This is a genomic window from Njordella aestuarii (assembly GCF_056494165.1).
Window position 1 is genome coordinate 6,067,051 of record NZ_CM151397.1, and the last position, 25,134, is coordinate 6,092,184.

General features: G+C 51.5%; 16 protein-coding genes. 9 read left to right on the forward strand and 7 right to left on the reverse strand.

Annotated elements, in window-relative coordinates; translation table 11 throughout:
* Position 1 precedes the first annotated feature (1 nt).
* Together SH451x_RS23740 and SH451x_RS23745 are read right to left on the reverse strand one after the other, a co-directional pair.
* On the reverse strand, positions 2 to 1,156 hold the full coding sequence (locus SH451x_RS23740) for a hypothetical protein (protein ID WP_479359751.1): 1,155 nt from the start codon (positions 1,154 to 1,156) through the stop codon (positions 2 to 4).
* Positions 1,153 to 2,763 carry a hypothetical protein gene (locus SH451x_RS23745; protein WP_479359752.1) on the reverse strand — a complete coding sequence of 537 codons (1,611 nt, stop codon included), beginning with the start codon at positions 2,761 to 2,763 and terminating at the stop codon, positions 1,153 to 1,155. The genes SH451x_RS23740 and SH451x_RS23745 overlap by 4 nt, the downstream gene beginning before the upstream one ends.
* A gap of 207 nt (positions 2,764 to 2,970) precedes the next feature.
* Between SH451x_RS23745 and SH451x_RS23750 the strand changes: the two genes are divergently transcribed.
* Positions 2,971 to 4,050 carry an aldose 1-epimerase family protein gene (locus SH451x_RS23750; protein WP_479359753.1) on the forward strand — a complete coding sequence of 360 codons (1,080 nt, stop codon included), beginning with the start codon at positions 2,971 to 2,973 and terminating at the stop codon, positions 4,048 to 4,050.
* Positions 4,051 to 4,101: 51 nt separating this feature from the next.
* Here SH451x_RS23750 and SH451x_RS23755 read toward each other — a convergent pair whose 3' ends face one another.
* Positions 4,102 to 4,731: a hypothetical protein gene (locus SH451x_RS23755; protein ID WP_479362931.1), complete on the reverse strand. Its 630-nt coding sequence runs from the start codon at positions 4,729 to 4,731 to the stop codon at positions 4,102 to 4,104.
* Between the two features lie 71 nt (positions 4,732 to 4,802).
* The gene (locus SH451x_RS23760) at positions 4,803 to 6,485 is read right to left on the reverse strand and encodes a ThuA domain-containing protein (RefSeq protein ID WP_479359754.1); all 1,683 of its coding nucleotides are present in this window, start codon (positions 6,483 to 6,485) and stop codon (positions 4,803 to 4,805) included.
* Positions 6,486 to 6,602: 117 nt separating this feature from the next.
* Between SH451x_RS23760 and SH451x_RS23765 the strand changes: the two genes are divergently transcribed.
* Both SH451x_RS23765 and SH451x_RS23770 read left to right on the forward strand, forming a co-directional pair.
* Positions 6,603 to 8,054, forward strand: a complete 1,452-nt coding sequence (locus tag SH451x_RS23765) for a hypothetical protein (protein WP_479359755.1) — start codon at positions 6,603 to 6,605, stop codon at positions 8,052 to 8,054.
* Positions 8,038 to 8,670, forward strand: a complete 633-nt coding sequence (locus SH451x_RS23770; protein WP_479359756.1) for a polysaccharide deacetylase family protein — start codon at positions 8,038 to 8,040, stop codon at positions 8,668 to 8,670. Before SH451x_RS23765 ends, SH451x_RS23770 begins: the two co-directional genes overlap by 17 nt.
* 4 nt (positions 8,671 to 8,674) lie before the next feature.
* Here SH451x_RS23770 and SH451x_RS23775 read toward each other — a convergent pair whose 3' ends face one another.
* Positions 8,675 to 10,051 (reverse strand): glycosyltransferase, encoded by a 1,377-nt coding sequence (locus tag SH451x_RS23775; RefSeq protein WP_479359757.1) that lies wholly within the window; start codon positions 10,049 to 10,051, stop codon positions 8,675 to 8,677.
* 307 nt (positions 10,052 to 10,358) lie between these two features.
* On the opposite strand from SH451x_RS23775, the gene SH451x_RS23780 reads away from it, so the two are divergent.
* Entirely contained in the window at positions 10,359 to 10,583 is a 225-nt protein-coding gene (locus tag SH451x_RS23780; RefSeq protein WP_479359758.1) for a small basic protein, read from the forward strand.
* Between the two features lie 232 nt (positions 10,584 to 10,815).
* On the opposite strand, the gene SH451x_RS23785 is transcribed toward SH451x_RS23780, so the two are convergent.
* The gene (locus SH451x_RS23785; RefSeq protein ID WP_479359760.1) at positions 10,816 to 11,100 is read right to left on the reverse strand and encodes a hypothetical protein; all 285 of its coding nucleotides are present in this window, start codon (positions 11,098 to 11,100) and stop codon (positions 10,816 to 10,818) included.
* Positions 11,101 to 11,976: 876 nt separating this feature from the next.
* On the opposite strand from SH451x_RS23785, the gene SH451x_RS23790 reads away from it, so the two are divergent.
* On the forward strand, positions 11,977 to 13,077 hold the full coding sequence (locus SH451x_RS23790) for an outer membrane beta-barrel protein (RefSeq protein WP_479359761.1): 1,101 nt from the start codon (positions 11,977 to 11,979) through the stop codon (positions 13,075 to 13,077).
* Positions 13,078 to 13,324: 247 nt separating this feature from the next.
* On the opposite strand, the gene SH451x_RS23795 is transcribed toward SH451x_RS23790, so the two are convergent.
* Complete coding sequence (locus SH451x_RS23795; RefSeq protein WP_479359762.1) at positions 13,325 to 13,831, reverse strand: hypothetical protein; 507 nt, start codon at positions 13,829 to 13,831, stop codon at positions 13,325 to 13,327.
* A gap of 357 nt (positions 13,832 to 14,188) precedes the next feature.
* On the opposite strand from SH451x_RS23795, the gene SH451x_RS23800 reads away from it, so the two are divergent.
* From SH451x_RS23800 to SH451x_RS23815, 4 genes are all read left to right on the forward strand, one after another.
* Positions 14,189 to 16,288 (forward strand): hypothetical protein, encoded by a 2,100-nt coding sequence (locus tag SH451x_RS23800; RefSeq protein ID WP_479359764.1) that lies wholly within the window; start codon positions 14,189 to 14,191, stop codon positions 16,286 to 16,288.
* A 394-nt stretch (positions 16,289 to 16,682) separates the two neighbouring features.
* Positions 16,683 to 17,339: an integrase core domain-containing protein gene (locus SH451x_RS23805; protein WP_479359765.1), complete on the forward strand. Its 657-nt coding sequence runs from the start codon at positions 16,683 to 16,685 to the stop codon at positions 17,337 to 17,339.
* A 667-nt stretch (positions 17,340 to 18,006) separates the two neighbouring features.
* Positions 18,007 to 24,417 carry an autotransporter-associated beta strand repeat-containing protein gene (locus tag SH451x_RS23810; RefSeq protein ID WP_479359766.1) on the forward strand — a complete coding sequence of 2,137 codons (6,411 nt, stop codon included), beginning with the start codon at positions 18,007 to 18,009 and terminating at the stop codon, positions 24,415 to 24,417.
* Positions 24,418 to 24,508: 91 nt separating this feature from the next.
* Positions 24,509 to 25,117 carry an OmpH family outer membrane protein gene (locus tag SH451x_RS23815; protein ID WP_479359768.1) on the forward strand — a complete coding sequence of 203 codons (609 nt, stop codon included), beginning with the start codon at positions 24,509 to 24,511 and terminating at the stop codon, positions 25,115 to 25,117.
* Positions 25,118 to 25,134 lie beyond the last annotated feature (17 nt).

A 25,134-nucleotide genomic window follows, 5' to 3' on the forward strand; every position in this document is an offset into this window, starting at 1 on the left:
GTTAGCGGCGTTGCATCGCTATCGGTTCATGGTCGTTGGCAGGTCTCTCATAGCGAACCGAGATGACTTCGCGTACTGCGCCGATATGGCGTTTGACTAGGGTTTTAGAGTCAACAATTTCGTTTCCAAAACCGGTCGCTCGCGTACGACCCTCGCTCCTTGGTCGGTCGCGTTCGTGCTCCCAACAGGCCGCAAAAGAAGCGGTGATTAACCCGGTGTCTTGTGAAGGATGGAACTTAATGCGAGCCGCGGCGCTGTCAGGGAAGTCGACAACCTTAAACTGTAAAGTCGTTCCCATCGTCTTGTCCCAACCATAAACAATTGTTGCGCCAGGGACGCTGTCTTTTGCCGCTGGCACAATCCAATGATTGGGACGTTGCTCTTGTTCACTAAATTGAAAGACGTTGACGCCATCGATTGTAAGACGAACAGCGGCGTCGTGCTGCGAATGATTCAGAAGACGAATCGCATAAACTTCGTTCTTGGCAATGTCTACAAAAGGCCGGTTCTGACTGTTCGGGACAAAGGGCCGCGGTTGGTACTTGTTCTGCTGAAGGATCAAAATCTCCATGCCGTACGACGACGCGGGCGAGGCAGCGACTTCGGAACCTTGGATGAATGTTTCTGGGCGTTGCATCGCTCGTTGGAACGACACTGACTGAATTTTGGGATCACTGCTGCCCTTGGTCATCACATTGAGTCCGAGCATGCGAGGAACTGTCTCCGCTCCGAAGACAAAACGTGGAAACTCACCCAGCGTCGTACCATCCTCCGCATCGATCATTCGCGAAATCAACTTGACGCCGTAGAGGCCGGACTCTGAATCGTTGTATGGCAAGTAATTACCGGTCAACTCGAATCGATAGTTATCGGCATTTACATCAAGGTTTAGCTCTTTCAGAATGCTTGAAAGTTTCAATTGGATCTCTGGGCCAGCACTTCCCTTAACACTGGTTGCCGCTGTGAAGCCGCCAATCGCAATAGCCCCTCCTCCGCGTTTGTCGACCAAAGGCAAAACGTGATCGGTCACCATGGCCCGTAGCTCGATATCCAACGCTTCGTCGCCATGCAAAGCACGCAGGGTGACTGAGGTCAACAAAGTCGCCAGTAGGACGCCAAGGCAGCGGAGTGCTCGAGAGTTGATTGGCTTGTTCATTCTGCTATCGAATTAGTCTGATGAAGTGAATTGGATGATGTGCGTGATTTCAGCCCGCGAGTCGTTCCTGGAAGATAAGGAGTGCCGAGTTTGAGCTCGACAGCGACGTCTTGAAATAGCGAAGTACCGTCGACCGCTTCCCAACGCGCACGTTGGATCATTCCGGGTTGAGCTTGAATTAAAGTAGCAAGCCCTAGCTTTCGAAGATCATGATCGTTTTCAATTTGGACTGTGATCAGATCGATCGATTCGATGCCTAACTCGCAAGCGACGTCCTGCGCATTTAGGCCAGCGAGATAGCTTTTCGCGACATAAGAGATTGGCTCAAAATCAGGAGTTAGATCATCATGCGACTCTAGCGTAGCCCGTAACGCCGTCCGGTACTGCTGCCGATCTTGTTCAATCAGCCGAGCGAACTGCGTGTGTTCAATGTAAAGCTTTTGAATCTGCTCCAAGGCTTCACCAGAAAATGCGCCCGTGTCTCGAATTTCGTCGCGCATCTTGGAAGCGATGCCGTCACTATGACAGTGGATACATGATAGTCCGTTCGTCATCGCCGGAGTGCCCGCAGTCGCCGTAGGGTCGTAGACGACATCAGCCGCCGCCGCACCGTCGATTCGCTGGCCTTGTGCGTCAACCAGCATGTAGCCGTGTAGACCGTTTGGTAAATTGAAAATCGCTTGGCTTCCATCATGCTCAAAAGCATGGCGATTGAATCGGTTGTCGTTGAACTTGGGACCTAACGGAAAACGAATCAAATCGCCTCGACCGCGACGGGGGGCGAAATCGTAGCTGATCCAATAGGCACCATACTTGGACTCGTGCCGCTCGATTAATCGATTTTGTTGAGATACAGCACTGCTTCCGAAACCCGCTCGAGCGACATTTCCTGATGCAATATTAGATTCACGATTTAAGTTCAGACGCTCTTCAAGTTCCTTTAAATCCAGCGGCAGGTCGAGCAATTCATGATAAAGCGGTGGACGCGAGGCGGTAAATGCAAACCAGTCGGCTCTGATCAAAGGAAGCTCGGTATTCGCAAGTTGCTGTACGTCCGACGCCACCTGTTTTAATTCTTGGTCACGAACGTAGTCGTATTTCAGCCCATACGGATAAAGGTTTATGATCGAGAGCCACTCACGAGCAGACGACCACTGAAGTTCTCGAAGATCAATTGCGATTATGGCTCCATCGGACTCAGGCACAACTTCGGGTAAGACAATTCGGCTTTGCCACGAGAGACTGTTGATGAGCTTTGCCGTTGCAGAGCGAACGATTTGCAAATCTTGAGAGCTGTAACGAGGGTTGTTGTGCCAGTTCGATAACGAGAGAAAGCGCAAACTGCCGCGTGCGTCGGGTGAGGCATTCAACAGATACTCGCGGATCGCTTGCAAATCATCGACGGGTCGACGAAACTTCCGAACTTGTTCTGAACGACTCGACCCTTTCGACTCAGCAGCCGGAATACTAACCAAGTGCGCGTCTCGTGACGCAGTTTGGTTGCCGATCGACTGCCCATAACTCAATGGAGCTACCAGCATGCATGCCAAGATAATCAGGCATTGCAGGCAGCGTCCAACGAGCATTTTAATTTCGATATTGACCATGGCAGGGGTTGATGGGTTTAACTCCAGGAAATCAAAGAACCGTAGGACCGAACTAAACCCTGATTTAGAAAATCTAGTGATCGACTAAAGAATTCGCGGCAGCGATGTACGCTAAATCGGAAAAATCGCTACATTCGAAACAAGCGTTTAACTGAGGTCGACGATGCCCTGCAATTCCTCCCGCTTCCCGCCCGCAAAACAAAAATCATGCAACTAATCCATCCCGACATCACTACCGAAGTCACTCATACCCCTTGGTTCGGATCCTTGAATTCATTCCACGTTGATTGGCGAACTCTGCAAGGTGGTCGATCGGCTGGAGTACAAATGCTTACCATCGACACGGGCATGTTAACGCTGTGCATTTTGCCCACGCGTGGCATGAGTCTCTGGAAAGCAAATTGCTGTGGATCGGCCTTTGGTTGGGACAGCCCGGTAAGCGGGCCAGTCCACCCCGCTTTCGTACCGGTTCATGACGCAAGTGGAATTGGTTGGCTGGAGGGCTTTGACGAGCTATTGGTGCGATGTGGTCTAACAAGCAATGGTGCACCCGAGTTTGATGCTACAGGCAAAGTCATTTGGCCGCTGCATGGTCGGATTGCAAACTTACCTGCCACTTCATTGCGATTGGAGTCCGATCCTCAAGGAGACTTTTTAGACGTTGTGGGGATTGTACCGGAGACGCGGTTCCTGGTTGGAAACTTAGAATTGGAAGTGCGATACCGCTTGTACTGCGATAGCGCTCTAATAGATGTGTACGACCGAGTCACTAACAAAACATCCCAGCCAGCCAGCATGCAGTTGCTCTACCATATCAATATCGGAGCACCGATTCTGGACGCTGGCAGCCGACTCATTGCTGCAGCAGACGAGATTGTTCCACGCGATGCACGAGCGGCCGAAGGGATAGCGAATTGGAGCACATGTGAGGAACCGACAACGGGCTATGCAGAGCAAGTCTACCTACTGGAACCGAAGAGCAATCCTGACAATATGGCTGGGGCGGCATTGATCAACGCCAATCGCGATAAGGGATTTGGCGTTTCTTTCGATACAACCACCCTGCCCTACCTAACATTTTGGAAGAACACTGTGGCCGTTCAAGATGGATACGTCGTTGGAATTGAGCCCGGCACCGGCTTTCCCTACACACGATCGGCTGAAGAAAAAGCTGGACGTGTAGTTTCGCTTCAGGCAGGTGAAGCTCGTGATTTTCACGTCCAGCTCGAACCGCTGACGACTCGATTCGCAATCGACGATTTCCAGCGGAAGCGAGCTCTCAATTAACACCGCTTGCGATCCGATTCGTGGTGCCTGCGATTTCAGATTCGCGATAAATTACATTTTCACGATTTTGACGTCATCAAATTCATTCATGTCGTCGAACGAGCCAAGGCCAATCCGCCCGCTCGCAAATTCTTTGTTCGTCGTCTCCATAAGAGGTTTCTCAAAATCGTCAAAGTAAACGGCGATGCGTCCTGATTCAACGTTACGCACGAGCTTGACGTTATGCCATTCGTTATCCCACGGCACCAGCGTTTTGTTTTCCGTCAAAGCCAGTCGAGGTGCATCGTTGACGATCATAATCTGTCCACTGTGCGGATCGGGTTTTGCACCAAGATGTACGTAATAAAAATGTTTGTCGTCGCGATAATTGAAGAAGACGCAGCAGTCGCGATGATCACCCGTATCTTTGGTACTTCGAACGCGGAAGGTCACTTCGAAACTTGCCAGTTCCAGCTCTTTGATCAGTGCTATATGCAGCGGGCTTCGATGCGGAGGCGAGTATTCACTTTCGCGTGCAGTAATCTCCAACGAGTGATTGCCTTCGCTCTCGCTTAGCTTCCAAGTGTTCGGATCGAGCAACTCCCAACGGCCCAGGCCGTCTTCGAAATCTTCTCGAAAGACGACCGTTTGATCGCTTCCGGTCTCGTCCGATTTCGCTTGGCCGTAAATAATCGAGGGCATCGCAAGACTGAACAGACAAACACTTAGCCTAAATACAAATTTCATCTTTTACTCTACTGTTGTTTTGGAAACTACTTGCGTTGTCGACCTTGTCCCGATTTATATTGCTCTAACCGTTGCTCAACTGCTCCACTTGACAAGGGAGGCAAATCACTGGCCCATCGCACAGCATTGACAAGCAACTGTCTAAATTGAGGCTGCTCAAAATCTGTAGCATGCCCGAGCGAGGTGTAAAACGATTTTCCACTATCAGGCCTGACGAAGGTCCAGGCAACTGGTTCTTTACTACTTCCTTCAACAGAGCCTTCCAGGAGTACCGCGGTGCCAGGTGCTAGAGGAGAAGTTCTGTAAAGTGAGCCTTTTGATTCGAATCGAGAAAAACTGTTACTATCGAACAAGGACAACGGTACATTATTTACGGCGACAATGCGGCTAACTTCGCTATTCCCATGATGGTTTGTATAGTTACCGCCGAAGATTTGCGAATCGAATTCCTTCCAACTTGAAAGTCCATCCGGAGTCGCTTCGTCTCGCAGGCTGAACGCATGACTCGCCGTGCGTATCCCAACAATTGGTTTTGCTTGAGCAGCAAATTTTCGCACAATCTCCAGCTGATCTGCTGGCAATGGTCTGCGCCGTACGCTCACCAATAAAACATCCGCGTCGGCGATGGCTTCGATTCCCGGAATTCCCTCAGTGTAGGCAGCTTTTTCGATAGGTTCTGGGCCATAGATTAGACTGACTCGAAGGTCCTTTCTCAAGAAAGCGTCCGCGAATTCAGTCAGTGTTCTATTGGTTTCATATTCATCTTCGGCGATGAGAATGGCGAGATGCATCCGGTGGTCGCCCGCGAAGCGAACGGGGATGCCGCCGAGGACATCATCGCTTGTTGTTGTCGGACAGACGAAACGTTCCACATGGTCCACTATCAGGTCTGTACCGGAAAAGTGGCTGACGAACGGCCAGGATTCAGGGTTGTACATCGTGTCAGTCAGATCGCGAACGAGCACTGCGTTCATGCCATGCTGCTTGAGTTGACGAAGTCCAAATGGCCGTCCTAACACACACATGTTCGTGTGAACGCCGACGAGAAAAACATTCTTGATTCCGTTCGAGTGCAGAATGTTCCAGATCTCTGGCCCTTTATCACTTATAAAATCTCGATCGGCGTCGATCGCTACGCCCGCCGTCTGTTTGATCCAGGGTAGATCTGAATTTCGACCTTCGGCAACTAAAGTAGCCGCCCATTGCAGATGCTCGAGCTTATCGTCATCCTCTCCTCCATCCGATTGATCCAGCGGGTAAGCTGCTGCGAGTTCTGCGGGGATTTGATCGCACCAGCTATCGATGTCCTCGGGAGTTGTATCGGCAATTTCGACCGTTCGAGCTCGACGCCGCGCGACATGATCCGCGTAGGCGTCCATGCAGTCACTGGGCGCATGGATTACGACGCCACCTTGAGAGCGAATTTGCTTTGCAAAAGCATCGATACGCGGTGTGATTTCGGCGACGCGACGGACGGCATTGACGCTGTGATGGCTGTCCCAGAGATCACAAATGATGACTGCGGTTTGGGTAGCGGGCCAATGTTCTTCTCGTGAAAGCCGGTGGTATCTTCCCGAGTCAGGCGTTGTTTCCTGTTGATAGCGGAGAGTCAGATTGAGCATCGGCTCTTGTGCATTTACGATCGAGAGTGATGAGATACCGATAACAAGCAAATTAAAACAAAATGCTGAACTTAGCTGTTTTAGCATTTGAATTGCCCCAGGCATGGTTTGGAAAATTTGAAGGCGGGATGTGTGGCGGGGAGTTCTATTGTAACGTAACTGGTCCGCCTCCTGTTGCCGCGAAGTTGTGGTTACAATTGGGCAATGAAATATTGGCTGCAAAAGATTTTTGGCATTGAGGCACCGCTTTATGCGATTGTGATCGTTGTTGCAGCAATCGCAACGATCCGTTTTGTGCCGCTTCTTTACTGGAAAAGCGATCTGCAACTGGACCCAGACGCCTACGCAGCTCTAGCTGAAGGCTGGGCCGGCAGCGGAACTTTTGGTCGATATACAACCAATGATGCGCCCAATCCGAAAGTCTTGCCTACAGCATACCGTCCTCCTTTGTACCCTTGGCTTCTTAAATGGCTGGTCGTTGAAGACGCACGCGGTTCGTTCGCTACGTATCATCTTAATCGAAGTTCAGTGGCGATTTTGCACTGGATTTTGGGTGTAGCGACCTGTTTGTTTGCGATCCGAGTTACAGCATGGTGCGCACTTGCGCGGCGTGACCAAGCCTCAACAAGAAATCCGAAAACTCGATACGCAAGTTGGCTAATACCGTTAACAGTAGGACTCGCTACCGCGAGCGACCCGATTTTGATCCGCCAATCTGCGTTAGTGATGACCGAAACAACTGCGACGTTCTTAGCAATGGCTTTCTGGCTGTGGTGGTGCATCTCGTTTCGCGATGGCCGTGGGTGCCGAACAATGGAGATTGTTATCGCTGCCGCCCTGATGTCAGCCTCGGTTCTTTGCCGTCCCACTGCAATGGGTTGGGCTGTTTTAATTGGCATGGTGCTTCTACTGCGCAAACGGACTTCACATGGGGAGCAAAGCCATCAAGCTTTATGGGACCGACTAGGCAAACAAATTCTTATGCCTACGCTGTTCTTATTGGTTATTGGCTGCATGCTGACGCCTTGGACGATTAGGAATTACCAAACCTTTGGCAAGCCGACCTGGGCCACGACGCACGGTGGCTATACATTGTTACTGGCCAACAACCCTATCATTTTCGCACATTTTCAGAACGAAGGTATCAGCAGGCAATGGGACGAAGAGCGTTTTCATAAGACCTTTGAAAGGTTTTTGGATTACTATGTTGATCGTCGCTCAGAGGTCAACTGCGATACATTTGCAGAAGCAGAAGCCTGGAAAACGATCAAAAATGCACCGAGCACCTTTTACAAAGCATGTCTCATTCGCATTGCTTGGTTATGGCACCCGTGGCCTGCTGCAAACCAAGCTAACCGTCTTCAGCAAATAGCGATCGGCGGTTGGTACATCTCGCTATACATGATCATTTTCATATCTGCGTGCTGGAATTTGGTTCAGCGAAGAAGTTTTGACGGTGCATGGCTCCTTGTTCCGGGTTTTACACTGATCATTGCATTGACGGCAGTTCATGCCGTTTACTGGAGCAATATGCGTATGCGTTCGGTAGCGATGCCTGCCATGTACATTTTTGCCGGTTACTTGGTACACCGTTGGCTGATGTCCCGGCCTTTAAAAACATGCGTACAAGGAAGTCCTGATGAAGGCCGAGTTTGAGCGAACGCCAGATTGGCTGCGCTGGTTGATCCCGTTCCTGCTTTGGCGTAAATCGGCCAAGACCAAGTCGATCTTTTTGACTTTTGATGATGGTCCAACGCCAGATGTCACGGATAAAATCCTAACTTTCTTGGATCGCTATGATGCGAAGGCTACGTTCTTCTTCCTTGGCGAGATGGTTGAAAAACATCCTGAATTAGCGAGGGAGGTTGCGGCTCGCGGGCACACGATCGGTAATCATGGCTATGCGCATCTCAGTGGCTGGAAAACTGGACTGCGAGAGTATTTGAAGGACATTCGGCGGGGACGAGAAGCGATTGAAAAAGTGCTGAACATCACGCCGAAGTACTTTCGCCCTCCTTTTGGGCAATTGGGTGTAATGCAAGGCTACTGTTTGTGGTGGGTGTACCGAATTGCAATGTGGGATGTTGTGGCGCAAGATTACCGAACAGACCACTCTGCCGCTCGTGTGCAAGATATTATCATGAAGCACACCACAGCAGGCTCGATTGTGCTACTGCACGATTCCGAGCTGGCGGAGCCGCGGATCCTCGAAGTGCTACCGAATGTACTTGAACACTTTCAAAAACAAGGCCTGGCATTCCGTGGGTTGTGAATGATCAACTTCTAACGAACTTGGGGCGATTGCGAATCAAAGGTAAGTTTGGCTGCAATGCTGCGAGCTCTTCGGGCGAACCAGAAGAATTGAAAGTGCTGGATGCGGTCTTCATTAATGCCTCTAGGCGGTTACAGATATCTTTCAGCGGTTCAGTGGCATGATTCTCTCTCGCGTAGGCACGCGCGTTTTCGGCAAACTTGGGATTTTGGAACAGCTGCCGCAGAGCAACGATTGCCGCGGAGCTTGAGAATTTCGGGCCAGCAATCCGAACGCCCAGCTCCATGCGTGTGAGGCGGTGAGCGTTATCAAACTGGTCATTAACGCGCGGCCAGACCACATGCGGAATACCCGCGTCCAAAGCGTGGTTAAGTGTTCCAGCGCAACCGCAATGCACGATAGCTGCGCAGTGCTTGGCAAGCTCTCCTAATGGCACATATTGAAAGTGCCGAATCGATTCGGGTAAATTTTGGGGAACAAATTTGTTGTTCCGATCCAAGAAGATCGCCCGTAGCCCAAGTTTGACAACAGCATCCAATGCGCTCGCGAAAAATTCCGATCCGCCCGGTCCGACCGAGCCTGGGACAAAAAGCACAGGGGGCGTGCCGTCCTTGGCAAACTCTACAGCTGCAGAGGTCGATTCGTTTTCGCCAGGAGGATCCCATCGCGGATGCCCTACGATTTGGACATTTTGCGGCCAGTCAGGCTGCGGCGGCACCATCGATCGATCAAACAAGCCCAGGACAAGTTGCGGTGAAAACCACCAGCGGTGCATAATTCTGCGGACTGGTTTAAGCCCGAGTTCCTTGCGAAAAACGTTGGTGGTGTTACTCAGTGCCGGGTCAATGAAGAGCTTGTCAGCCCACCAGAACTGGTATCTCTTTAGCCACTTTGGCATCCAGGACGGTAAATACATCATGGGAATGCGCGGTGAATCGTAGGCGGAGCGGAACACGATCGGATTCACGACACAATTGACGTGGGGAATCCCCAGGGCTTCATGCGCAATTCTTGAAGCGAAGCTCCATACAGGCGAAACTAAGCAAGTCATTTCCGGGATATTTAAGCGGGCGATATGATCGTAGACTTCGCGCATCGGATTAATCGCTGCCCACCCCATCGCCTCTTTCCAGGCAGAAGTGGAGTGATGTACTTTCTCATCCTGTGCGACTTTGCTCCAGTCAACTTCGTCTCCAATTGGGACAAATGAGACCCCTGCTCGAGCAGCAACCTGCCTGAACGAGGGATTGGTGAGCAGAAAAACTTCATGACCACGTGCCATCATTTCGGTGGCAATCCCCAGATAGGGATGCACATCGCCCGCTGTTCCCATAGGATTCAGGAGGAATCGGAATCGTCGCGGGCTTGAAGGCAAGATCATCAGTTGCTCTGAAAGGTGTGCTCATCTTTGGCACTAGAAAAAACGCGGCACAGATTGCGTCTAGAAAAGTATGATTCTGGATCCCGCAAGAATCATGCTAAAACCCACTAAAAGCCATATAAATCACTTCAAAAAGTGTCCGCCCTCCACGAAAATCTGTCTGCATTCGCGGAGGAATTAGTCGGGAAAACCTTCGTTGGACTTGTTTGCGACGCGGTACGTCGATATATTCCGCCGTTCCTAAATTCACGGCAAAGTAGCCAATATTTGACTGAGCCCGTAAAACGAGAACCTCCCTGAGGTTGCTATGACACTAGATAAAAGCTTAAAAGTTCGTGCTGGAGCGATCAAATCGCGCAACGTAATGACACGTGTCGAACGTGTGCAGCGGTTGAAAGATCTGGACAGATGGAACGATGAAATGCCCGTAGTGGGCATGGCCAAGACCCGTGTTCCCAAGATTTCACTGAAGAAAAAGAAGAAAGTGAAAAAGGAAGAAGACGGCGACGACAAGAAGAAGAAAAAGAAGTAGTCGGTTCCGGTCCGGCGACCGCCTCTGGCTGCAGTCGCCATTCGGGTTTAAAACTGGCGGCTTGACTGCCCCATTACGGCTGCGGCTTCAATATTCGGCTTCACTTTTCAGTGAAGCCGATTTCGTTTTAACTCGACAGATTCTTGAGTTTGGCCATCGTATGCTGAAGCGCACGAGGCCCGTCACCGACGCTCGAGCGGTCGATTAATTCCGCATGTTGCGAGCGGGTTGCTTAGTAGCCCGGATATCTAGTCCATGGGCTGGATGCCTGCTCGGTCATTTCATGCCGGTAAGGTTCAGACAACGGGTTTGCAAACCCTCGCGGTCTTCCGCCGACGATTTCTGGAGCCGTGTCGTTCATCGGATACGGGTCGAAAGTGGCGGCCCGGGCCTTTTGTCGCTCAACATTCCCTTGTCCGTAGGGACTGCCACCCCATCTTTTCGATCCGAAGGACGAGTCCTTACAACCTGAAACCCCAAGTGACAGGAGAGCTAGGGTCAGCAGAATAGTACGCATGTTCCTCGAATCCTTTCGGTCGAAACAGTCTTGCCTTAGACGCGATGGCCAAAAGACCTCCAGAACTCTGGACGCAGCGGCACTCAGTCTTGATTTCGTCACGAAGGGCTCTGCGATATTAGGCTAGACGGCTACTAGCCTGCAAAGCTTGTAATTGTTCGCGACACAGGCGACAAGACTGCTTTATTCGGCGCGGCGTGCTTGGTGCACCAAACAGGCGACAACGCGGTTTTGCATGCAAACGGACGAAAAGATCGCGTTCGGCGAACTGCGTCCACTAGTTATTTATTCACGGCAAGTCGGTAGCTGAGTCATTTCGCGATCGGTGGCATGGCACGCGGACGCCCGCACAAACTGCCTGCGCGTCAAAGCTTGCCTAGTCAGGCATGCTTTGCCTACCAGAACAAGCGGAAGCGGGGAAAGTGTCGTGATTTTTTTGCGTGCCAATCCCCGATATCTAATCGTGAAACGCGTCCATGGATGGATGGGGATTCAATCTAGGCATTTCGGCGTCTTTGAGAGAGGTCGCTGGGTGCTGGTGAGATCACTGCTGTCTATCAAATACGCAATATCCATGGCACGGCTTGATAAGAAATCGATCGGCCGACCTGCCACTACCCGAGCGTTTAAGCTAGTTCAGGATAGGAGTTCCAGAACATGAAGATTGGCAAATTGGCGCTAAGTGCAGTAATTGCAAGCGCTTGCTTTGCGGGTTCGGCGTTTGGCCAACAAGGCCGAGTTAACCCGTATCAAACTGTTTCGTTTAGCGATTCATCGTGCGGATGTGCACCAGCAGCAACAGCGTCATGTGACGTTGGCTCCTGTGACGCATTCGGATGCTCAGACGGTTCTTGCGACAGCGGTTGCGGATCCGGTTTGGGTCTTGGTCTCCTTGGTGGCTTGGGCGATTGCTGCCTGGGCGAACCTTGGAAACTGTGCGACGAAGGCATTTGCGGTTGGGACATCGGCGGTTGGACTGCCGTTGGTTACCACACTGCGAACACCGCACAATTCGATACATATGCGAACAAAGTACAACTATCGCAGCAATGGCTATATGCCGAAAAAGTTGCTGACGGCAGTTGTGGCCTAGGGCTTGGTGGACGCATCGACTACCTATACGGTACCGATGCTCCTGACACTCAAGCATTCGGTGTCAACAACGGCCACTGGGATACCAGCTGGGATAACGGCGGCCAATATGGTCACGCTATGCCTCAGGTTTACGGTGAAGTTGCTTACGGCAACCTATCCGCTAAGGTTGGTAAGTTTTTCACGATCATTGGCCAAGAAGTTGTTGCTGCTACCGGCAACTTCTTCTACAGCCGTCAGTTCACGTTCTATAACGCTGAGCCGTTCACACACACTGGCGTGTTGACCAACTATCAGTTGGACGACGACACCAATATTTGGAACGGTTACGTTATGGGTTGGGACAGTGGCTACGAAGATAACGGCGATGCTTACATCGGCGGCTTCGGACGCACTCTGAACGACTACCAGTCGTTGATCTTCACGACCGCTTTGGGTCGCTTCAACGATCGCGTAGGAGCTTCCGAGCGCGGCGAGATCTTCAGCTCGATTTTGACAACGAGCTTAACAGACAACCTCACCCACATCACTCAAACGGATTACTTGCACACCAAGAATCCAGCTAACGCAAACGGTGGACGTAACACCTATGGCAACATCAACTATCTGATTTATCAGATGAGCGATTGCCTAGCGTTCGGACAACGTTTCGAATACTTCAACATTACCAATGCCACCACCCGTGGCGCTGGTGTGAAGAACGCCGACACGTACAACTACACCATGGGCTTCAACTACAAGCCTACGGCTAACTTGACATGGCGTCCAGAAGTCCGGTTCATTTGGGACCGCGAGCGATCGGGTCTAATTCTGGATCAAGATGCTAATGGCAACCAACGTAGCTCGTTGGCAGTCTTTGGTAATGACATCGTTCTGTCGTACTAGTCTGAATTGGGCGCAGGGAATCGCATGATCATCACATGAGACGCGGTTCCCTGACTCAATCAAACCAACACAGAATTGATCAGGTAAAAATTAGTTTCTGGCTAAGTCAAGGCTGGCATCCCGCAGCCAGCCTTGCGACGCCGGAGACAGGCTAGTGGAACAAGCCAAACGCTCGGTAGCAAAATTACCGCGGCAGCCTATGCACGAGCAGCAGCTGTCGCGGTTTTTTGTATTTAACAAAGCGCATCTATTCTGCGGGCGTTCCTTCCACAATTGGGTCGTTTTCGGATTCAACCCAAATTTCTTTTAGCTCGGGTCGGTACCGATATCGCATCCCTTCAGGAAGTTTGGGAAGTGCAACTTGGGCTGGCCGTATAATCTTTTCCATGAATTCTTCATGTGACTCAGGCGCACGGCCTTCCAATGCTTCGAAGTGACTCATGAGCTGTGGGATATGAATCTCGAAGACGATTTTTTCTTTTGCATCGAAATATGCTTTTGCAGAGCCGGTAACCAAATTTGAGGCAAGGGAATCGTCGCTGCGAATGCGTGATCCTTGCACGCCGACGCCCACGCCAGCCTTGCGAGTTTCCAGCAACGGATCGGCTACTTCGGTTTGGACAACGTCGTCGACGTTTTCGGGCGTGGTACTGTCGCAACCAGCGATGTTAATGCCCGCAAAGGCAGCAAGGAACATCCCGCAGATTTTCGCAGATACCGACTGCTTGATGAAAAGGGGAGAATGAATTTTCATGTAATTGTCCTGGCGATTTGTAAAATTGCGGCGATTCTTGAATTGATCAAACAGTGAACTTGACAAGATTAGCGTACTGAGCGGCGACATCGACTATGGTGCACGCCGACGGGAAATCAATGCTTGCAAACCTTTGAATGTATAGGGAGAGCTGATTCGCTAAAAGCTGCGGGCAACAGATCTGGTTGTGGTCGCCAGGAAGTGCTAGACCTGATAAGATGCCCGGTTTGTGTCTGAACCGAGCTTATCCGCAAGCCTAGCAAGTGAAACCCAATGTCTCTGAATAATTACGATCTATGTCCGTGTGGGTCCGGCAAAAAAATCAAGTTCTGTAAGTGTAACGAATATCTTGCCGAAATGGACAAGATCACGCGGATGGTTCAAGGCGAACAGTTCGTTGCCGCACTCGACCAGATCAACTCCCATTTAAAGACGCTCCCATCAGAACCCTGGCTCTTAGCACTTAAATGCGACGTATTGCTTCGTTTGGGCGAAGGGGAAGCGTTGGAAGAAGCGTCGGCGAAGTTCATCCGCCTGCAGCCAGACAATCCGCTTGCTCGCCTGAATCGCGCGATGGTGGCTTTGATGCGCGGCTCGTTGGAAGAAGCAGCGACGCTGTATTTACAAGCGATTTGCTCGCCGGCGGTCGAGGTCAATTCGCTGCTGCTGACCGTACTTTCCAATATGATCCAGTTCTTGACGGAATATGGGAATGCTCTGCCAGCCTATTTGCATATCGAACTCGCTTCGGACCGCTTCGAAGGCATCGAACAATACACCGCATCGTTGTTGGCTCGCCTGATCCAGAGTAATTCGCTGAGCCTGCTGAGCCGCGATAGCATCCCGTCGCCCCCATCTTGCGACGACACAGAGTTCGCGGAGCGATATCGCGAAGCGATTGCCATGATGTACAACGGCGATGTCCCGCATGCAAAAACCAAACTGGAGGGCATTCAACGAGAGTTCGGCCACCAGAGCGGGATTTTAATTGCACTTTTACATTGCAAGCTGTATCTGATCGACACCAACGGCGCGGCCGAAATCTGCATGCGTCTGGTGGGCGATCAAGGCCTCGACATAGCCCAACGTGCTTATTTCTTTGCATTAGCCACCGAATTGAACGCTTCCAAAGCGGGTACTGCGGCGAAGAATCGCGTTGTCGAGTACGCAATCGACGACGAAGAAGCGGTCGAAACGCAGATGGGTACGCACGAGCGGCTGATGACGCTGCGCGACGAATCGGCGAAGGCATTTGTCCAGCAGCTAACCGGCGAGGAAGTTCCACCGCGCATTGTCTGCGACTACCGAATCCCGGTGGAAACCGAGAAGTTCGCGGACCTCAAGCCAGCCCTGTCCATCGGCTTGGTCGCAGTGTACGGCCGTCAGACCGATAAACCAGCTCGGCTGTTGATGATTTATACAGAAGGACTCTTGGAGCAACGAGACAGTGCGTTCATGCAGATACTGAACGACTTAGGGGTCAAAGCTGAAAACCCACTGCGAGACGATTCAACTCCAGTCACCTACATCGGAATTCCTAACGCTTCGGTAGCCATCAAGAGCGAAGCGATGGAAGGGAAGGACATTCCGGAGGAAGAGCTCAGCGATTTCGTCCAGCAGGTGCGTATCGACGCGCTCTTGGGCTCCAAATTCCCAGCATTTAATGGAAAAACGCTCGCCGAAGCGGCTAAAGACCCAGCTTACCAAGCCGAGTCGACTGGCATTTTGTTGCACTTTCTCGCCAGCAGCCAGACTGGAATCGAGCTAGCACGCTACCGGAAAATTCACGAACAACTTGGATTGGCGGTACCTTCGATCGATGAAGCGGTTGATGGCTTTGATCATGTAGGTGCAGCTTACTATTACTGGGTCGATTCGTCCAAATTGCAACCGACCGAATTGCTGGGTTTGATCCGGTCTGCGATGCAGCGTCAGCACGTCGAAGTGTTCAGTGATTACTTGACATCTCTGCAAGCCGCCCAGTTCCCGGAAGACATGCAGCTTGAAGTCGATTTGCTCAAACGGCAACTTGCATTGTCCCTTACGCGAACGCCAGACGAGCGGCTTGAGCATCTGCGAGACTACTATGCAGCCTTGAAGGCCAACGGCAAACCTGCTGGCCAAGTCGGCATTGCTTGGTTCCAATTCTTAAGCAGTCTTGGCCGCCAGCAAGAGGCGAGCGATGTGCTTCGCCAAGTTGTGAGCGAGAATCAGGAAGATCCCGCCGTTCGCGAATTTGTGTACATGCTGAACATGCAAGTTGAGCAAATGCAACGTAACGGCGGTCGTATGGATCCCAATGCTGTCCAGCAAGGCTTGGCCAAGCGGGCCATGGGGCAAGCACAGCGGCGAAGTGAAGAATCGAGTGGATTGTGGACTCCAGACCAGGGCAGCCCCTCGTCGTCTGCAGCGTCGGAATCCTCCGGCGGAAGCGGACTGTGGATTCCTGGGCAATAGTGCACGCAAAATTCCAACTGCATTCCGTAGAGCGGGTCTCCTGGCCCGCTTGTAAATCCGTTTGGACGAGCCTTGAGCCCCGCCCTACGCTCAGCTCGTAGTTCTGTTGAAGCGAGTGCCTCTTCTCAATTGCGTCAAGCAACTTAGCTCGCAGCAGTTCCAAGGCCTCTTACCAACTTGATGGCATTGACCAACACGAACACCTCCGGCGCAACGATTCGCATAGTCACAGCTGTTTGACCGTGTTGCCCCAAAGCTAGCGTGCAAGTCCCGAACAAGGTCCACTCAACGCTACAGTCCTAATACTATACGCTTTAGAATATGAGTGACTGGCCTAGAAATTTGAACCTCTTCTTGATCAATCAGGCCTCCTCGTATCGCCGTCGACCCGACCATGATTCAACGATTTTTTTCGTTCGGTTACGATTGGCCAATAGGAGACATAGACCATACCTGGTCGGATTTTCTCAAGCGACATGCGGCGACGATGTGGCAGTGCGATTTTGCATGTAAACGCAGATGGACGATCAAAGGTATGGTCGACCTTTACTTTATCGTGTTCATTCACATTGGTAGCCGTCGCATTTGGCTATCCCCCTGCACTGCTCATCCGAGCGGCGAGTGGACAGCCCAGCAAGCGCGAAACTTCTGCATGTACCTTGAAGAAGAGAATCTTCCTTGCATGATCCTGCAGCGAGATCATGACAAGAAGTACATTGCATCTTTCGACCAGATCATGGAATCGACCGGTTGTAAGATTAAGAAAACGTGTCCACGCTCTCCAAACCTACAAGCGTTCGTCGAGCGAGTAATTCAAACGATTAAACACGAGGTGCTCAATGGCTTTTGCATTGTCAGCGAAGCACATCTAGACCGCATCTTGAAAGTGACTCAAAACAGGTACAACCATCGACGGGGTCACAGTGCCCGCGATCATTTACCACCGGTGCGAGAAGAGTCACCACCAGCGACGATCGACTTCAAGAAGCAGAAGATTATCTGCGTTGAAGAACTAGGTGGCCATTTGAAGTCGTACCGGGCCGCCGCGTAGCTCACAAGTACACGTTACACTACCGTTGGAGGACACTGCCAACAATGAGCGTTTGCTGCGCGTCCCATCCGAATGCGCCTCGGCAAGTGGCGACTAGGCGTACTCAGATTGTTTCAAACGGCCGTGACAAGTGGCGATGCGCGACGCAGCCAACCACCAATCCATGTTGCAAAACGCCAAGCCAACGTGTGGCGATGTTTTTGTACCGCGCGGGGTTTTGCATTGGCCCTCAGGCATCGCAATCGAGTTATTGAGGTACGCTTGATTCTTTAACTAATCTGGAAAAAGGGGCAGGATTTTCAAGATTTGTTGAAACGAAACTCGACGAGCGTACATTTCTCGAACATGGCTGTAATCTTCTCGGAGCATCTTACATATTCAGCTTGAAGGCTTCTCTGCACATCAAAATTCCGTTGACAATCGGTTGAATGTGCTGCCACTGTTCTGCGAAGGAATCGCTAGAGCATGCTAATGCAAGCCGCCCCAATTAGATGCAAGGATGCAAATGATGTCTCAAGCTTCGCGGTTACCTAAATTCACTCGCTCTCGCAATTCGTTGAGACGTCAATTGCGAGCATTGTTCCGACAAGCACTATTTGCTAGCCTAGGGATAGCAGGAAGTCTGACGTCCACTACCTGCTTGTACGCCCAAGACACGAATAACTCGGTGACCAAGAATCTGCAGACCAATGCTGTCGAGCATGCTGCAACGGGAGCCTACAACAATCTGAGCACTGGTGTGCTGAACTTCAACGGTCCCTCAGGTGCAGCGCAGTGGACTTCACATACTCTTGTTATCACCAATGCTGGCACGGTAAATTTGGTTCGTTCCGATCTCGGTATCGCTGGTGACGTTACCAATACGGGTACTTTCCAAATCAACGCTCTCGGCGGGATCGTCCAAGTGGACGGTCACTTCACGACGTCCGGGACTGCCGGCGTGGTCAACATTCTCGGCGGTGGAATGGAACTCATCGGGGATGGGGACCCGATGACCTCGGGTTACGTTCCGGCCAATTTCACCAATAACTCAACCGCAAGCAATGGCGTCGTCATCGCCAACAATCGCTACCTAATCGCTGACACGATAACCAACGCTAGCGGTGCAACCATCGCCAGCGGAGGTCGCCTAGAAGGACGTACCGCCATTGTGAACAATGGCACGATCGAGAGCAGCACAGCTACCAGCATTCTGAAGGGAAACGTCACCAACAATGGTACGATCAACGCTCGTGGGACCGTTGAAGGGAACGTCACGAACAACGCCTCAAAGACCTTTACTGTAACGGGCAATCTCGCGCAAACAGGGAACTACGATAACAATGGGACGCTTGCAGTTACCGGCGGCAATCTGACCGGAACCGGCGAGCTTAAGAATACTTCGACGATCACCATCGCCAACGATCGAACCGTCTCGGCTGCGGATATCAAAAACAATACAGGTGGCACCATCACGGTTGGAAACAACGCCATCCTGACCGGTACCAAGTTAGAGAACAACGCTACGATCACCGTTGGGGCTGGCGGTACAGTTCGCTCGACTAGCACGACGGCCGATGAAAATCTTAACAACAAGGCCACTGGTACGATTTCCTTCAACGGAACGACGGGGACTGCTTACCTCTCCAGCGGAACAGGCGTGATCGCCAACGCAGGGACGATCAACCTCAACGCTGGCACCGTACTGGTCACAGGCAACATGACGGGCGCTGGAACGGTCGCTATTGCTGACGAGGCAATTTTCAAGACAGGAAGCGCTGATCAAACCATTGAGAATGCGATGACTTTGGGAGGCGAGTCCACCTTTAACACGAACGGATTCAATGCAACGGTCTCCGGAAATATCACGGGCACTGGTGGGTTAACCAAAGTCGGCTTAGGCAATCTGACGCTTGACGGAACGAATACGTTCTCCGGTGCAACGAGCATTGAAGCCGGGCAATTGACGCTTGAGGGTGGAGGCGGGGTGGGCAATTCGTCTGCGGTCGCCATCGGAGCGGCAGGCAAGCTGAAGGTACAGGATGCCGAAACGATTGGTTCTTTGGCTGGCGAGGCAGGTAGCGAAACCAACTTGGTTGACGACTTGACGACGGGTGGCAACAACGACGACACCACCTATTCGGGCAAGATCATCGGAGCTGGAAAGCTGACCAAGACAGGCACGGGAACGATGACCTTAGACAGCTCCAATGCCAACACCTTCTCGGGAGGTGTCAGCATCGAAAATGGCACTCTCGTAGCTGAGACGAATGAACAACTCGGTACCGGTGAAGTCAACGTCGGACTCGATGGAAACGGTGCCGCCGGAACATTGCAGATTGATACGGGAACCACGCAGACCGTTGCTGGCGTAACCGTTGATGCAGGTGCTGGGGCAAGCGACCCACGAGGCATCGTGAATAACTCTGGAACGCTCGCTTCGGGTAGCAAAATCTCTAATAAAGGCACCATCAACAATCAGTTGTCGACAAGTGTTATCAGCGGCGGCATTACCAATGACAGCGAATCAGCCATCATCAACAATACGGGAACGATCAACGGTGGAGTAACCAACGGCGGTGGTACTGTAAACAACGATACGACCACGAGCGTGATCCATGGAGGTCTGGTTAACAACTCTGGCGAGGCGAATAACACCGGCACCATCCATGGAGGTGTTACCAACTTGGGGAGGCTCAATAGCGACACGGCGACCAGCGTCATGAACGGTGGCTTGACCAATCAAGGAGAAGCAAACCTTCGCCATCAAGTCAATGGTGCAATCGTCAACGAAGACAAGACCTCGGGTGGCACATCTACCTCTGGTCTTATCACGGTGGCCGGTGATTTGGTTGGCGACAACACGTTGACCAACAAGGGGACATCCAAAGTTCACGTCAAGGATGGAAATTTCACTGGCATCACAACACTCGCCAACGAGTCGACGGATGCCGTAGGAATTCAAATCGACGCAACTCGCACCCTCGGTGCCGCGGCGGTTACCAACCAATACGGTTCCACGATCGCGAACTCTGGGACGCTGACCTCGGGCAGTGCAATTAGCAACAGCGGAACTATCACCAACAACGCAAACGCGACGGTTAACGGAGGTGTCAACAATGCTCATGCGGGTGCATTGGTTACCAACAACGGTACGATCAACGGTGGCATTACTCAAAATTTCGGTACGGTCAACTCTCTCGATGCAAACAGTGTGATCCATGGCGGTGTGACTAACTCGGCTTATGTGAATGCTCAAGGGCAAATATCAGGAGCCATCGTGAACAATGCTCAGCATTCGTTTTCCGATGTAACCCTGACTCACACGCAGGCAAACGCAGCGGGGACGGTTACCTTCGGAGCTGGCGCGACACTGCAGACCTTTAGTCTCGCAGTGACTGGAGGGACGGCGGTCGGCGCTGAGGGCAATGGTGCCAAGACCATCGTGATCGAGTTCGATGCCGATCCAACTGATGTGGGTACGAGTAGCTATAACTCTGACACCAATGTCATTACTGTCTATGTAGCCGGAGAGACTTCGACAACTGTTGCGGATATTCGAACGGCCATCAACAATGGTAGCGGCTTTACAGCATCGGGCGGAACGTCCACGGGTAACGTAACCAGCAACGGTATCACTAACGCCCTTTCTGGTGGTCGCGATAGTGGAACGGCACTGATTCGTGTTTTAGCCGATGCAACCGGCTCGGCTTTGCAAAATAAGCAAGTCACGATCATCAACGATAACACGATTCCAGTTGATTCGTCGGTGGCTTCAGTTGATGCTGCTACCGGCAATATCGTTGTTAAGGTAAACGGAAACGTCGACTACAGCGAAATTGCTGACGAGATCGACAATCTACCTGGCTTCAATGCGTCTGTCGCGACATCGATGGGAGACCAAGGATACAAGTCGACGCTCGACACTCCTCCCGCAGCATCGACATTGACCAACGGCATCTTCAATGTCGAAGGCAATCTGGTAGCCGACAATACCTTTACCAACGGTGGACATCTCAACCTCAACGCGGGGAATCTGACTGGAGTCACGACGTTTACCAACACAGGTAAGGTTGATGTAAAAAACGGATACGACCTTGAGGCCGTAACGATAAGTAATGATGCTGGATCGATTACGCTTGGCGAAGAATCGGTGCTCTATTCGAGCACGGCAACGAACAATAGCGCCGAGATCAATGTGGGGCGTTTGGGTAACGTCGTATCCGATGGGACTATCACCAACAACGCATCGGGCACGATGAATTTTGGTTTGGGGACGACAGCCTCCAACGACGTCTCGGAGCTATACAGCGGAACCAACACGATCGTCAATGACGGTCAAATCAATGTGACTAAAGGGGTGCTCTTGACAACCGGGAATGTAAGCGGCACCGGGAATATCAACTTGGAAAACAACACCACGTTCCGGACTGGCAATAACAATCAAACCATCACCAACAGCATGACGCTCGCAGGTGATTGGGCGACATTTGATACAGTCGGAAAGAACGCAACCGTCTCGGGTTCTATCGGCGGCGGCGGCGATTTCGTCAAAATTGGGAGCGGCAACTTAACACTCTCTGGAAACAATACGTTCACCGGTGCAGCCATAATCGACGATGGGCAATTGACGTTACAAGGTGGGAACGCCATTGCCAACGCGACTCGTGTTGAACTCTACACAGGGGAATTGACAGTCTCCACCGCCGAGACGGTTGGATCATTGCGGACTTCGGAAGGGACCCAGACAACGCTCAATGCGACATTGACGACGGGTGGCAACAACGCCAGCACCACTTCTAGAGGCGCGATTAGCGGTTCTGGTGGCCTGGTGAAGCAAGGCACGGGAACAATGACGCTGAACAATTCGTCTGCCAATACCTACGCCGGTGGAACCACCGTTTCGGGCGGGACCTTGATCGCTGCAACCAATCAGCAGCTAGGGACAGGCAGCGTGACCGTAGGTGCTGTCGGTACATTGAGCACAGGCAACAGCACAACGCAGACGATCGCTGGACTTACCAATCAAGGTGCTGTATCGCTAGGAAATAACGCGACTTTGAACACCGGTTCATCGCACTTCAATAACTCGGGCACCGTTAATGTCGGAACCGACGCGAGCATCATCGATACTGGCGCGATTGCTAACTCTGGAACGATCAATTTCGCTGGCGGGACTGCAACACTATCCAGTGGAACCAATTCGATCACCAATACCGGTAACATCAATCTCAACGCCGGAACGGTGGTGGTCAAAGGTAATGTCGCCGGGAACGGTTCGATCAATATGAACAACGGCACGACGCTGCGATCAGGAAGTGCCGAACAGCAGATTGCCAACGGCATCAGGGTCAACAGTGGGGCAGCCGTGATCGATACGAACGGAAACAATGTCAATTTGACCGGCACCATTACTGGTTCTGGAACGCTGAACAAAGTGGGTGTCGGCAATTTGACTTGGGTTGGGGTTAACAATGGCAATGCTTTGGTGAACTCGGGACTGATGATCACTTCGACTCAAAGCCAAGTTGGAAACATTCAAATTACCAATGGTTCCGGGGTGGTCTTCAGTCAGAATACAGCCGGTACATACTCAGGCAGTGTTTCAGGGAACGGAACACTGACTAAGGATGGATCCGGAACGGTCACCATGACAGGCAACAGTGTGTACACTGGCGGTACGAATGTCATTGGCGGGACTCTCCGTGTCGGAAACCAAGGAACGGGGCGTGTGCAGAGTGACGTCAATGTAGGAAACAGCGGCACTCTGGGTGGTGGCGGTACCATTGTCGGGAACGTAAGCACTCAACGAGGCGGTCGAATTGCCCCTGGTAACTCGATTGGCACGCTAAATATCACGGGGAATCTTAATGCCACCGGCAGCACCTTTGAAAATGAACTCAACGGTACAACAAGCGACTTGACCAATGTCACTGGCGTGGCCACGATATCGGGGGCGACATTGGAAAACCAATTCGACCCGACAGCGACTTACACCACTCGCATGTATCAAGCCCTGAACGCAACAGGTGGAGTGTCGGGACGCTTTTCATCGGTAACTCAGGTCAATGCGCCGAGCAATTTTCTAGTTTCTACCTATTATACGCCTACCACTGCTAACGTCGTTCTCACTTCGTTGGCAGATGCCACGCTTGCTAGTTCGATCTCAACCTCGCTTCTCAGTACTGGCCAAGATTACTTGACCACGGTCATGAATCAACTCAACAGCTATCAGTTTGGTGGATTGGGGACGATCGCGGGAGAGAACTTGGATCGAGCTCAACGCAATGTATGGTTCAAAGGTGTTGGATTCTTTAACGATACAAACTCGGTAGGTTCGCTGTCAGGTTATTCGGCTAACACTGGTGGTGGCATCGTTGGAATCGATAAAGTCTTCGGTGAAAGCACGCGACTTGGTTTTGCTGGTGGATACACGGTTACCGATCTGAGTATGCGAAACGCCGCTCGGGCCAACGCTGAGATGAACTCTGCTCGACTCAATTTTTACGGTGCTCACTCCTTCGATTTTCTAACCTTGTCAAGCATTGGCGGCTATGCCTATCACGACATTGACAGCAACCGTAACCTCCTTGGAATAGGGACGGCATTGGGCAACCAATCTCAGACTGAAACGTCGCTGAACTTCCAGCTTACGGTGAATCTAAAGGATGAAGTCGGATCGCTTCTGCCTTATCTCGGTGTTCAATGGGTGCACTTAGCCCAAGATGCCTATTCAGAGCATGGCACACCTGGATTCGATATGGTTTTTGACAAAGCCAAGGTTGACTCGCTCCGACCCTACGTAGGCCTTGGATATCAACACCGAATCGTTCGACAGTCAGGGTTAGTCGCGATTCCATACTTGTTCACGCGATATAGCCTAGAGACGATTGCGGATTCGAACGAAACAAACCTCTCGATCAATGGCTCAAACTTTGCGGTGGCTGGCGTTAAGCCAAACCGAAACATTGTTGGCTTGGGCGGCGGCATCAATTCGCAGTTCCGGGAAAACATTGATTGGTATCTAAGCTACAACATCGATCTCGGAGATCGAGGTACAAACCAAAACGCAGCCGGCGGTCTTGGCTTCAAGTTCTAGAGCCGTCCAAGTTGAAATTTCAAAACGTGTCGGAAATGGATACTTCGCCGTGAATGGCCAGAGTGACCAACCTAAACAAGGAGGATGAAAGATGAAACAGTTTCCCCTAGTACTCGTTACCCTAGCAAGCATCGCGTGTGTCGGTTGCGAACGATTCACCGATTCAAGCAACGGACCGGTCGCTGTGGTCGATCTCGATGCGGTCGCGCAGAAGGTCGGTAAAGACAAGCAGATACTCAAATTGATTGAAGAGCGTCAGCTCAGTCTAAACGAACAAGTGATTGCGACTCAAAAATCGCTTATCGAGCAACTCAACCAAAAGAAGAGCGAGTTCGGAGAAGTCAGCGAAGAAGAAGGCGAGCAATTGGTGCAGCTCCAAAACCAAGCCAATACAATTCTTGCTACTACACGAACTCAAGCTCAATCCAATTTGACTATCTTCCAGCAAGAGGTCATCAATCGTTTCCGCGCCGAAGCAAAGCCGATAGTGATGGAATTGGCAGCCAAGAAGGGGTGTCGAGTGGTATTGTCCAAGAACGACAGTGTTGTCTTTGCATTTGATACAACGGTCGATTTAACGGACGATGTAGTTGCCGCCATGCAGTCCAAAGGATCTCCCAAGACATCATCTAAAGCGGTGTCAGCGGTCCCCGTAACTTCTATTAGGGAAGCAACGTCACAATCGATCCCCAAGAAGTAAAGGTTTCAACGAGCTTG